General features: G+C 62.7%; 8 protein-coding genes. 7 read left to right on the forward strand and 1 reads right to left on the reverse strand.

Annotated features, from left to right (window positions below):
* The first annotated feature begins 202 nt into the window (after positions 1-202).
* From AB0I38_RS05535 to AB0I38_RS05555, 5 genes are all read left to right on the forward strand, one after another.
* On the forward strand, positions 203-2,305 hold the full coding sequence (locus AB0I38_RS05535) for an N-6 DNA methylase (protein ID WP_358462406.1): 2,103 nt from the start codon (positions 203-205) through the stop codon (positions 2,303-2,305).
* Complete coding sequence (locus AB0I38_RS05540; protein WP_358462409.1) at positions 2,292-3,908, forward strand: type I restriction-modification system subunit M; 1,617 nt, start codon at positions 2,292-2,294, stop codon at positions 3,906-3,908. The genes AB0I38_RS05535 and AB0I38_RS05540 overlap by 14 nt, the downstream gene beginning before the upstream one ends.
* On the forward strand, positions 3,901-5,160 hold the full coding sequence (locus AB0I38_RS05545; protein ID WP_358462412.1) for a hypothetical protein: 1,260 nt from the start codon (positions 3,901-3,903) through the stop codon (positions 5,158-5,160). The genes AB0I38_RS05540 and AB0I38_RS05545 overlap by 8 nt, the downstream gene beginning before the upstream one ends.
* 86 nt (positions 5,161-5,246) lie before the next feature.
* Complete coding sequence (locus tag AB0I38_RS05550; protein ID WP_358462415.1) at positions 5,247-6,233, forward strand: virulence RhuM family protein; 987 nt, start codon at positions 5,247-5,249, stop codon at positions 6,231-6,233.
* Between the two features lie 8 nt (positions 6,234-6,241).
* Positions 6,242-9,451 carry a type I restriction endonuclease subunit R gene (locus AB0I38_RS05555; protein WP_358462417.1) on the forward strand — a complete coding sequence of 1,070 codons (3,210 nt, stop codon included), beginning with the start codon at positions 6,242-6,244 and terminating at the stop codon, positions 9,449-9,451.
* 170 nt (positions 9,452-9,621) lie between these two features.
* Here AB0I38_RS05555 and AB0I38_RS05560 read toward each other — a convergent pair whose 3' ends face one another.
* A complete protein-coding gene (locus AB0I38_RS05560; RefSeq protein ID WP_358462420.1) occupies positions 9,622-10,293 on the reverse strand; it encodes a DUF4328 domain-containing protein in 672 nt (223 codons plus the stop codon).
* Positions 10,294-10,507: 214 nt separating this feature from the next.
* Here AB0I38_RS05560 and AB0I38_RS05565 point away from each other — a divergent pair, with 214 nt between their 5' ends.
* Positions 10,508-11,629: a helix-turn-helix domain-containing protein gene (locus AB0I38_RS05565; RefSeq protein WP_358462423.1), complete on the forward strand. Its 1,122-nt coding sequence runs from the start codon at positions 10,508-10,510 to the stop codon at positions 11,627-11,629.
* The gene (locus AB0I38_RS05570; RefSeq protein WP_358462426.1) at positions 11,626-12,159 is read left to right on the forward strand and encodes a hypothetical protein; all 534 of its coding nucleotides are present in this window, start codon (positions 11,626-11,628) and stop codon (positions 12,157-12,159) included. The genes AB0I38_RS05565 and AB0I38_RS05570 overlap by 4 nt, the downstream gene beginning before the upstream one ends.
* Positions 12,160-12,214: the final 55 nt, after the last annotated feature.

Consider the following 12,214-nt stretch of genomic DNA (forward strand, 5'->3'; position numbering starts at 1 on the left):
ATGGGCTCCTTCTCGCGGGAGATGCCTGCCGTTGGAGGCGGGGCATCAGGGAGTGCTGTGAACAACGGTGCGGCGTGATAACGATCGAGAAGGGCAAAATAGAAGTTCTGTCATTGGTAACAGGGGTTACCAGCGCAAGCTGAATGCGGTTTGGTCGGTCTTGGAGTAGGTTTCGCAGGAGAAGAGAGCAGGAGGTGACCGAGTGGGTGTCGCGGCCCCGCTGATGTCGATGACGGAGATCGCGGAGATGGCCGACGTGAAGCGCCCGGTGGTCACCAACTGGCGCCGCAGACACCCTGATTTCCCCCGCCCGGTCAGCGACGATGTCGGTCAGCCGTTCTTCGACGCTCGCGAGATCGCCGAGTGGTTGGCCATGACCGGGCGAGTCGAGCCGCATGAGGCGGAGGAGGACCTCAGCCTCTACACGCTGGCTCGGCTTGGGCGGGCATTACCCGGTAAGGAATTGGTCGCCGCCGTCACAGCCCTGATCTGCCTGCGCTTCCTCGACGACGAGCCGCTGGCTGACGGGACCGATGATCCTCTGGCTGGTTTGCGAGACCGCGCGGCTCGGGCGGATCGCAAGGACGAGCTCCTCCACTCGGAGATCAACGCGATCCCGGCGAGCTGCGGCTGGCTGGCTGGGGCTGTTGACGACCTCGTCGAAGCGGCATACAGCGGTGCGAACGCCTTTGAACGGTTGCTCGCCAAGCGCCACAGGTTCGACGCCACCGAGTTGTACGCCTCCGCGGTCGTCCCGGAGCTCGCCCGGTTGATCGCGGGAGTGAGTGGCGTTCGTGAGAAGGCCAGGGACACCGGTGGCTCAGTGCTGGTGACCGATCTCGCAGCGGGACCAGGTGATTTCCTTGCTGCTGCGGCACGGCTGTTGCGGGACGACTCGCCCATGTTCACCGCTGCCGAGAGCGATCCCTATTTGGTACGGCTAACGCGCCGACGGCTGGCCGTCCATGAGATCCCGGCGATGGACGTGGACATCCGCATAGGTGACCAGCTTCCGGACGAGACCGGTGATCCCGACGTCGTCCTCACCCAAGTTCCTTACATGCCGGCCGAGCAGCGTTCCGCCCTTGAAGTCTTGGGGTGGATGGACGACATCTCGCTACGGCTGGATAAGGGAAGAACTGCGGTGATTCTGGGCCCCGCTGGAGTATTGACCGACGAGTTGAAGCCGTTCTCGCGCGGGGAACGTAGACGTGCCGACTTGCTGAAGACCGGCATGGTGGAAGCCGTGATCCGGTTGCCCGGCGGGCTGGTGCCGTACAGGCCGGGCTACCAGACGGCGATCTGGGTGCTCACGCCAGAACCTGATCCGCGTTGGCAGCGTCGTGTGCTGCTGGCTGATGTCTCCGAAAAGGCACTCTCGGCGGACATCGTTGATGCGTTGATCGAGGATGTCGTGACGTGGCGGCGGTCCGGTTTCACGCCGCAGGAGCACGCGCGGCGCTTCGCGGTCCAAGTAAGCATCGAGGATCTGACCGTCGCTCCCAAAGCGCTGATCGCCGGGTCGGCGAACGCCACCCAGGGGGCGACGCCGGCACCTGCCGTCACGATTGCTCGCACTAACGAGTTGGAGCGTGAGCTCTACTGGTCCGGCGTACGCGCCTATCTTGGCGGCTCGCCGATCAGAAGTGGGCTAGCGGAGAGCACCGGACGTCGTGTCGACATCGCCACGCTCGCCAAGTTGGTCAGGACTGGATACGTGCGCCTGCGGCAGGGCAGCCGGTTGAGGTCGGAGCACCTTGGCCCGACCGGCAACTATCCGGTGATCGGCGCACTCGAGATTCTCGGTCGCGGAAAGATTGGCACGCGGATGATCGACATCCTGACGCTGACCGAGCACTACCCTCGGGCACAGCTCACCCAGCCAGGCGATGTCATCGTGATGACCGTGCCCGAATTCGGGGTGATGGTCGACTACGAAGGACGTTCGTTGGTGGAGATTCCCGCGCGGATCCTGCGCATCTCCGATACTGGACGCGAGCAGTTCACCCCGCGCGTTCTTGCCGCACTCCTCGCTGACAACGCGAGCCCCCGAGTGGCCGGCAGCCCGCGACCCGCCCGACGGCTTGAGGAGTACCGAGTGCCCCAGCTCCAGCCCGACCTCGTCGCCGGGCTTGATGTGCTGCTGGCCACTCTCGACGAACGCCGCCGTGCCGTGCGCGAGGAGCTCGCCATGCTGGACGAATTGGCCGGACTCGCCGTCACCGGCCTCGGATCCGGAACACTCACTCTGAACTCCGACATTTCCTCATCGACGATTGACAAGGAGATCGATGCCTCCGCGTAAGCGCAGCAACGGCCAGATGGGGTTGCCCGGCATGCCCGGCGCGCAGACCATGGCCGAGCTGCACGAGATCCTGTGGAAGTCCGCCGACAAGCTCCGTGGCTCCATGGACGCCGCGCAGTACAAGGACTTCGTGCTCGGCCTGGTGTTCTTGAAGTATGTCTCGGACGCCTTCGCTGAGCGCCGCGAGCAGATTCGCAAGGAGGCTCTGGCCGACGGGGTGCCGGAATCGCGGTTGGAGGCGTTCCTCGAAGACCGGGACGAGTACAAGCGCGAAGAGATCTTCTGGGTGCCCGACACCGCTCGCTGGGGAAGCCTCGCGGCCCAGGCCAAGTCCGGGAACATTGGCGAGCTGATCGACCAGGCGATGGACGTCATCATGAAGGCGAACAGCGAGCTCACCGGTGTTCTACCCAAGATCTTCAACCGGGACAACGTGGACCAGCGCCGCCTTGGCGAACTGGTCGACCTGATCAGCGACGCCCGCTTCACTGGGCACGATGGCAAGAGCGCACGTGATGTGCTCGGCGAGGTCTACGAGTACTTCCTGGAGAAGTTCGCCAGAGCCGAAGGTAAGCGTGGTGGCGAGTTCTACACGCCCGCCAGCGTCGTCAAGGTCCTGGTCGAGGTGCTGGAGCCCTATAAGGGCCGGGTCTATGACCCCTGCTGTGGTTCCGGTGGCATGTTCGTTCAGGCCGAGAAGTTCGTCCTCGCCCACCGGGGGCGTCGCGACGACATTGCCGCCTATGGTCAGGAAGCCAATGAGCGTACTTGGCGGCTGGCCAAGATGAACCTCGCCATCCATGGCATCGCCGGCGATCTGTCGACGAGATGGGCCGACACCTTCTACGAGGACAAGCACCCAGACCTGAAGGCCGATTTCATCCTGGCCAACCCGCCGTTCAACATGTCGGACTGGCACCGCAAGGTCGACGACGCGCGCTGGCGGTACGGCGTGCCGCCGGCGAGCAACGCGAACTTCGCCTGGATGCAGCACATCATCTCCAAGCTCGGTGTTCGGGGCAGCGCGGGTGTGGTCATGGCCAACGGGTCGATGTCGTCCAAGCAGTCCGGAGAGGGCGAGATCCGTGCCGCACTTATCGAGGGCGACCTGGTCGCATGCGTGATCGCCCTACCTCCGCAGCTTTTCCGTACGACGCAGATCCCGGCCTGCCTGTGGTTCTTTACTAAGGACAAGTCCGCCCGAGGTGGTCAGACCGACCGGTCCGGCCAGGTTCTCTTCATTGACGCGCGCACCATGGGGACGATGCTCGACCGAACTGAGCGCGTCCTAACTGATGAGGACATTGCCAAGATCGCAGGTGCCTATCATGCCTGGAGAGGTAGGGGTTCTGCCCGCGAATCAGGCATCCTCTACGAGGATGAGCCGGGCTTCTGCTATTCAGCTGACCTCGACCAGATCCGCAAGCACGACCACGTTCTTACCCCAGGTCGGTACGTCGGTGCAGCAAAGGTCGATAATTCCGACGACGAACCTGTCGCTGAGAAGATCGAGCGCCTCACCAAGGAACTCCTTGCATACTTCGAGGAGTCCGCTCGGCTAGAACAGGCCGTCCGTCGGCAGTTGGAGCGTATCGATGTCTAAGTCGGAAATACTGGACCTTCCGTCCCTTCCTGATGGCTGGGCGTACCGTGATCTGGAAAGCTTGCTCGAGAATAATGGTATTTCCTATGGCATAGTTCAGCCGGGAATCGAAGATCCTCTCGGTGTTCCAATTCTCCGAGTTAAGAATATTCGCAACAGGAAGGTTGCTGTGGATGATGTTCTTCGTGTGTCGCGCGAGATCGAGGATAAATATCAACGCACGCGCCTGAGAGGTGGCGAAGTCCTGCTCACCTTGGTTGGAACAGTAGGTGAAAGCTCGATAGCCCCACCGTCTCTAGCGGGGTGGAATGTTGCCCGAGCAATCGCTGTTTTGCGAGTCGCCCATAACGTATCAAATAATTGGGTACATATCTGTCTATCTTCGGATTTGGCTCAAGGCTATATACGGATGTGGCAGACGACCACCGTGCAGGCCACGCTCAATCTACGCGATGTACGCCGCATTCCTATAATCATGCCTCCAAAGAAAGATCGAGAGGCAATAACGACGCTGATAGGGGCGATTGACGAGAAGATCGCTGTCAACGATCGCATCATCGATACGTGTTATATCCTCGGGGATACACTCTTTCGCGCTCTTCGCAACTCCATGTCATCTATGCGCCGAATCGGCGACTTGGTTGCCCGGAGTGAACTAGTTTTTGGGGATGGATATCGGACCAAGCGTCCGGAGCTTGGGAAGCCTGGGATTCCGATTCTGCGAGTGGCGGAAGTTCTCAATGGAAGAATTGAACCTTCATTGCAAGATTGTGTAAGGAGTCAATATCGCAGTGCAATGGGAGGGAAGATATCTCAGGCAGGAGATGTGATTCTGACGACCAAAGGGACAGTGGGAAGGGTTGCCGTCATTCAGGCGCATGATCCTGAGTTCGTCTACAGTCCGCAGGTGTGTTACTTCCGAGCCCCCGAAGCTAGTCCCCTTACTTCTGCATATCTGTTCTTCTGGTTCAGGAGTGGATCGTTCTGGTCTCAGGCCGGCTCTCTCAAAAGTCAGACAGACATGGCGGATTATCTAAACCTGGCCGATATTCGGTCGCTGTCAATTGAGATTCCGGATTCACGAGAGTCGCTGGCACTTATCAGCAAACTAGGTGCACTTGAGAAAATGTCGGCGCATCGGCAGCGTGAGTCGAGATCGCTCAGCATATTGCGGGATACGCTGCTGCCGAAGCTGATGTCTGGAGAGATCAAGGTCCGGGATGCGGAGAAACTCGTGGAGAACGCCACATGACGAGTGACGGTGGAGAGCTGATTCTCTATCGGACTGAGGACGGGCGGTCACAGATCCAAATGCGAGCGGCCAGTGGAACGGTCTGGTTGACGCAGGCGCAGATGGCCGAGCTGTTCGACACCGGTGTGGCGAACATCAACAAGCGGATCACCCAGATCCTGGAGGACGGAGAGCTGACAGAGGCAACTATTTCCCAAGAGGAAATAGTTCGATTGGAAGGCTCACGGCAGGTACGGCGGGAGGTGCTCGTCTACAACCTGGACATGGTTCTCGCGGTCGGTTACCGCGTCCGGTCCCCGCGAGGGATCCAGTTCCGGCAGTGGGCCAGCACGACCCTACGGGAATACCTCGTCAAGGGGTTCGTCCTCAATGACGAGCGGCTCAAGGAGCCCGGCGGGTTCGACTACTTCGACGAATTGCTGGAGCGGATCCGTGAGATCCGCGCCTCGGAGAAGCGGTTCTACCAGAAAATCAGAGACCTGTTCGCGGAGACCAGTGCCGACTACGACAAGGCTTCCGCCCTGGCCAGAACGTTCTTCGCCAGCATCCAGAACAAGCTCGTCTACGCCGTAACCGGCCATACCGCTGCCGAGCTGATCGTCAAGCGGGCCGATCCGGCCAAGCCCAACATGGGCCTCACGTCCTGGAAAGGTAGCCACGTCCGCAAGGGCGACATCACGGTTTCCAAGAACTACCTGTCCTCCGACGAGGTCACCACCTTGAACATGCTGACCACCCAATTCCTGGACTTCGCCGAACTGCGAGCCCGGCGCAGGCAGCAGATCACCATGGCCGAGTGGGTGGAGGCCACGGACCGGTTCATTGCCATGAACGACATGGGCGTGCTTTCCGGTGCGGGACGCGTGCCGAGCGACGACGCCACCGCCACCGCGCAAGAGCGGTTCAACGACTTTGACGCCCAGCGGCTGGCTCTGGAGACGGCCCGCGCTGACGAGGAGGCCGAGCGGGAGCTACGCGAACTCCTGGCCGGGGATGACGCCGACGTGCTCGACGAGCTCGAACGAGCCGAGAACGACATCGATCAGCGGCACCGTCGTACACAGGACGATTGAAGGACCTCATGGGCAGCAAGCTTTCCGAGGAGCAGTGGGAGACGTTCGCGCTGGAAACCCTGGGGGAGCTGGCTTGGGAGACCACCGACGGCGCGAAGATCGCTCCGGGATCGGAGGTCTTCGAGACGGGCGCGCGGGAGTCCTGGGCCGAGCTGATCATCCCGGGGCGACTGCGAGAGGCGATCAAGCGGATCAATCCGCAGCTCCCTCCGGCGGCCTTGGACGAGGTCGTGGACCTGGTCATGACTCCGAAGTCGCTCGATGCCAAGAGCGAGAACCTTCGGGTTCACGAGTATCTGACCCAGGGTGTGCGCAGCGTCGTCTTCACCGATGCGTTCGGAGCCGAGCAGAACCCGACCATCCACTTGATCGATCGGCGTCAGCCGTACAGCAATGACTTTCTCGCGGTGCGACAGGTACGCGTGGTCGATGGAGACGCCAGCCGTCGATTTGACGTGGTGACGTATCTCAACGGGCTCCCCGTGGCCGTCATCGAGTTAAAGAAGGCCGGTGATCCGCACGCCACCCCGGAGATCGCCCATGCCCAGCTCATGACCTACGTGAACGAGCTGCCGTGGGCGTTTCGGTGCAACGTGATGTGTGTGATCACGGACGGTCTTGAAACCAAGTACGGCACCGCGTTCACCTCCTTCAACCACTTCGCTCCATGGAATGTGGATGAGTCAGGGGTGCCGGTGCCGCAGCCGGCCGCCGACTGGGGCGACTCCGAGTTCAACCTGACTCTGCACGGACTGTTCGAGCAGCGGCGGCTCATTGAATTGCTCGACGGTTTCGTGGCCTTCGCGCAGACCGACGAGGGGTTGCTCAAGCGGGTGGCCAAGCCTCACCAATACTTCGCGGTGTCGAAGGCGGTGGAGAAGACGGTTGAGGCAGTACGCAGCCACGGGCTGGCCGGGGTGGTCTGGCACACCCAGGGCTCGGGCAAGTCCCTGGAGATGGAGCTCTACACCGCACAGGTCCTGCGCCACGCAAGTCTCGGCAACCCGACGATCGTGGTGCTCACGGACAGGACAGAGCTGGACGACCAACTCTTCGACGGTTTCAAGGTCAGTGAACTGCTGCCGGAGAGGCCCAGACAGGTCACCAGCCGAGAAGAACTCCGGACCGAACTGTCCAACCGCACGACCGGCGGGATCTACTTCACCACGCTGCAGAAGTTCGGCCTGACGAAGGAGGAGAGGGCTCGAGGGGACAACCATCCCACCCTCTCTGAGCGGCGTAACATCATCGTGATCGTGGATGAGGCGCACCGCAGCCACTACGACAGCCTCAATGGGTACGCCCGGCATCTACGCGACGCGCTGCCGTACGCGACGATGATCGCCTTCACTGGCACGCCGATCTCCGAGGCCGACCGTGATACCCGCAAGGTGTTCGGCGACTACATCGACATCTACGACCTGACGAGGGCCGTGGACGATGGAGCTACCGTCCCGGTCTACTACCAGAGCCGCCACATCCCGCTCACCCTTGCCGAGGGTGTTGACCAGGAGGAGCTCGACGAAGAGGCAGACAAGATCACCACTGGTCTGGACGAGGCCGAGCGGGAGCGGATCCAGCAGGCCGTCGCGGCGATGAACGCGATGTACGGCGCGCCCGATCGGCTGAAGAAGCTTGCCCACGACATCGTCGACCATTGGGCGGCGCGCTCGGCGGAGATGCGCCCGTTCATCGACGGCCCCGGCAAGGGGATGATCGTGTGCGCCACACGGGAGATCTGCGCGAAGCTGTACGAGCAAATTATCGCCCTAAAGCCGGACTGGCACTCGGACCAGTCTGACCAGGGCAAGATCAAGGTCGTTTACAGTGGTGAGCCCGGTGAGAAGAACGAGTTCATCAAGAGGCACGTCCGCAAACCCTCGGTACAGAAGGCCATCAAGAGCCGGATGAAGGACGAGGACGATGCTCTTGAGCTGATCATCGTCAAGGACATGTTGCTCACCGGGTTCGACGCCCCACCCTTGCACACCCTCTACCTGGACCGGCCGATGAAGGGCGCGCTGCTCATGCAGACCCTCGCCCGAGTCAATCGCACCTTCCAGGCCAAGCAGGACGGGCTGCTCGTCGGGTACGCGCCGATCACTGACAATCTGTATGCGGCGCTACAGGAGTACACCACGCGCGACATCGAGACCAAGCCGCTCGGCCGGGACCTGGAGGATGCGATCGCCAAGGTCCGCGACCTTGTCGAGGTCATCGGCGGCACCATCCTCGCCGGGTTCGCTTGGCGGGCAGGTCTGGCCTCTCGGTCCCCGAGCGCGTACCGGGATACGGTGCTGGGCGCGGTCAACTACCTCCGCAGCGCGCTCACTCCCGGCAATCAGGTCCACGATCCTGAGGAGCCAACGCTCAAGGAACGCTTCCGTCGGGAGTCCTCGCGTCTCGCCCGTTTCTGGGCGTTGTGTTCCAGCAGTGGGGAGCTTAACAAGTTCCGCGACGACATCGCATTCTTCGCCGAGGTGCGGGTCTGGATGGCCAAGTACGACGCAGCCGAGCGGCAGGCCAACGGGCAGCCGGTCCCCGCCGACGTGGAGCTGTACCTGCGGCAGCTCACCGCAGGGGCCGTAGAGGCCGGAGGCGTGACCGACCTGTTCGAGGCGGCCGGAATGCCTCGCCCCAACCTGGCGCATCTGGACGAGGCGTTCCTATCGAGAATGCAGCAGGCCAAGCACCCACAGCTCGCGATCGAGGCGCTGCGCCGGCTGATCGAGCAGGAGATGCGCAAGGTCACCAAGCACAACGTCGTCCGGCAGCGAAGTTTCTCCGACCGGCTCATCGCGCTGATGACGAAATATACGAATCAGCACCTCACCACTGCCCAGATCATCGCCGAACTGGTTGCCATGGCGCGCGAGGTCTCCGCCGACGCGGACCGTGGCAAGCGGTTCACTCCGGCACTCGACACCGACGAACTGGCTTTCTACGACGCGGTCGCACAGAATGACGCGGCAGTCGATGTTCTGGGTGACGGCGTGCTGGCCGACATCGCCCGCGATCTGGTGAAGGCGATGAAGCGTGACATCACGACTGACTGGGTCTCCCGTGACGACGTCCGTGCCAAGCTGCGCTCGACGATCAAGCGCCTCCTTGCCAAGCATGGTTATCCGCCGGATATGGAACCTACTGCGACGGAACTGGTCCTGAACCAGATGGAGACCTTCGCCCAGGAGTGGTCCCCAAGCGTCGCAACCCAGTAACAGGATCACGCCATACGGGCGCTGTAGAAGAACGCTGGGTTCTCTATGTGATCGCGTGCGGTGCGCCTGCGGCAGCCGATGTTTGTCACCTGGTTCGGCAGCGTGCTCGTCGAGAGCACGCGGGCAACCGGGTGGTCTACGAGCATCCGGTCTCATGCCCGCTCGCGAGGTCAGTAGGCGGGTGCGACGGAAGGAGCCAGCCGCCGTGCTTCCTGCGCGCCGGTGATGCGCGAGATCACCAGGGCCGCCGGTGCCGCCGCGACGAGCCACAGCGCGATGCTCACGATGTCGTACTTGGCGGCGAGGGCCATGCCTTCCAGGTCGTCGGCCCTGAACATGCGGCCGGCTACGTTGGACACCAAGGACGCGATCATCAAGCTCGCCCACCAGACGGTGACCAGTCCGGAGCGGGGCGACGGACCGGTGCCGGCTCGATGGGAGGCGCCCCAGATGTCGTCGACGATCTGCTTGGGATACCAGAAGGAGATGATCGGCACCATCCACCCGAAGACCACCCAGGGCCTGCCGTACCGGTGCTCACCGGGCGCGAGCACCTCGGCGTTCGCCCTGACCCGGAAGAGCCAGATCAGGAACATTACGGCGGCCACGACGAAGACCGCCGCCACCACGATGGCCGACGCGGCATAGATGGCGTCGCTCGTCTCGATCTCCGCGTCGCTGACGGAGTCGGGGGCGTCGATCATCCGGTTGATGATCGCTATTTCCTGCATGTCGATCACGGCGGCGGCGAGGCCCACGAGGCAGTCGAGCGCCAGCGCGACGAGTGCCAGGTGGGCCAGGCCGCGTACCTGGCGTAACGCCGGTGTCGGTGGTGAATACATGGCGCGCACCTTCGCAACTGAGGTTCGATTGGTCGGTCCGCCAGTGTTATCAACCCCGCTACGCGCTGGGAAGGAGTCTCCGACCTGGCGCACTTTCGTGATCAATCTGGGATCTCGTGCTTTCACCGGGGACCTCATCGATTGGTCAGGCGGCTGAGGTGTCCTGGTGGTGAGCTGTGTTGCGATTTTCGCAAGTCGGCAGTATCGTCAGCCTATGGCCGGGGACATAGCGGAGCGTGTACGGGAGCTGATCGCGCGGAGTGGGCTCACTCAAGCTGAGTTCGCTGCCAAGACGGGGCTCGATCCTTCGAAGATGTCCAAGTCCTTGGCGGGGAAGCGTCGTTTCACGTCGTTGGACCTGGCGCGCATCGCGGACGTCGGTGGAGCGTCCGTCGACTGGCTTCTCGGAACGGCCACGGGCATGCCGTCTGTAGCCGCCCGGTCCTCGGCTGTGTCGTCGAGTCCGACCGAGGAGGCGGTACGGGAGGCGGAGACGCTCGCTCAGCTACGGGCTGACTTGTCCTACCTCGGTTACTCTCGCCAGGTCGTAGCGCTCGGGCCGGTGCCAACGTCGGGCCTCTGCGTTGAGCAAGGGCGCAGGCTCGCGGAGAAGGCGCGTGATCATGCTCAGCGATCGGGTTTCGATCCCTGGGAGAAACGGGATCTGGCGGATCCGCTGGAGGAAGCCTTCGGGGTGGATGTCCGCATTGTGCGCCTCCCAGACGGGTTCGACGGGCTCGGCTGGGCGGATGAGCATTGCCGGCTCATGGTGGTGAACACCTCCAGGGTTCCCGCTCGCCAGCGCTTCACGATCGCTCACGAGTTGGGCCACCTGCTGGCCGGAGACGATCAGGGCCTCCACCTGGATGCCAACCTGCACGACGCCGGCCACCGGAAGAGACCCACGGAGATGCGAGCCAATGCCTTCGCGGCGGAGTTTCTCCTGCCCGAAGCCCTGTTGCGAGCGGAAGCCGCCCGGCTCACCTGGTCCGAAGAGTCGTTCGCCCGCCTGGCGTGCCGCCTGTGGGTGACGCCGGTCAACCTAGCTTGGCGGCTGCTGGGGCTTGAGTTGATCGATCGCCGGCAGTTCGACGTTCTGGGGCGGATGACCGCGGCGTCCGCTGCTCGGCTGGCCGGGGCGATGAGTGTGTTCGCGGAGTGGATCGCCTCCGCCTCCCGGCCGCGCGTCCCGACCTCGCTCGTACGCACCACGTACCAGGCGTACGCCGACGGCAAGGCGACGTTGCGGCCTTTCGCCAACCTCCTTGGCGTTGACACCGCCACTCTTCGCCAGGCCATCAGCGAACCGAGAGAGGACTTTCCTCTCACGCCATGACCTACTACTGGTTCCCCGACAACACGGTGCTGTGTAACTTTGCGGCGGTTTCTGAGTTGCCTCTCCTGGAGAAGATCCTCCGCGGCCGTGGGCGATGGGTCGAAGCGATCGCGTACGAAGCGGAGCGGTCTTCGCGCGTCTACCCCGAGTTGTCCTCGATCGCACGCGACCAGTGGCTTGGCGAGCCGATCGAAGTGGACGATCCGAAAGCTATCCGAGAGATTGACGCCATCCGCAGAGCCGCTTTCGGTGGCACCCTCCGGGAGCCGCTGAAACACCTGGGCGAGGCGCAGACCTGCTACGTGATGCTCAATTGGCCGCAGTTCGCCCGCTCCTACTGGATCACTGACGATCGCGACGCCGCCGAGTACGCGCGTGCTCGCGGCATCACCACCCGGGACACGGCCGAAATCGTTTCTGAAGGCGTCCAGGATGGATGTTGTGCTCGTGACGAGGGATTCAAGCTGCTTCACCAGATGCGGGAAGCCGGCAGGCACGTACGCTTACCGGTTCATCCGTCGCATTTGTGACGGCAGTCCTTACGGCACGGAGGTGGATCCCACTGATCCTCTGGTGCTAATGGGG

It is taken from the genome of Nonomuraea cavernae (assembly GCF_040655715.1).
Lineage (GTDB): Bacteria > Actinomycetota > Actinomycetes > Streptosporangiales > Streptosporangiaceae > Nonomuraea > Nonomuraea cavernae_A.

What these genes read in the sequence shown, in the direction of transcription:
- AB0I38_RS05540 (WP_358462409.1), top strand. Translation starts at nt 2,292, where the DNA reads ATGCCTCCGCGTAAGCGCAGCAACGGCCAGATGGGGTTGCCCGGCATG.
- AB0I38_RS05545 (WP_358462412.1), top strand. Translation starts at nt 3,901, where the DNA reads ATGTCTAAGTCGGAAATACTGGACCTTCCGTCCCTTCCTGATGGCTGG.
- AB0I38_RS05555 (WP_358462417.1), top strand. Translation starts at nt 6,242, where the DNA reads ATGGGCAGCAAGCTTTCCGAGGAGCAGTGGGAGACGTTCGCGCTGGAA.
- AB0I38_RS05560 (WP_358462420.1), bottom strand. Translation starts at nt 10,293, where the DNA reads ATGTATTCACCACCGACACCGGCGTTACGCCAGGTACGCGGCCTGGCC.
- AB0I38_RS05565 (WP_358462423.1), top strand. Translation starts at nt 10,508, where the DNA reads ATGGCCGGGGACATAGCGGAGCGTGTACGGGAGCTGATCGCGCGGAGT.
- AB0I38_RS05570 (WP_358462426.1), top strand. Translation starts at nt 11,626, where the DNA reads ATGACCTACTACTGGTTCCCCGACAACACGGTGCTGTGTAACTTTGCG.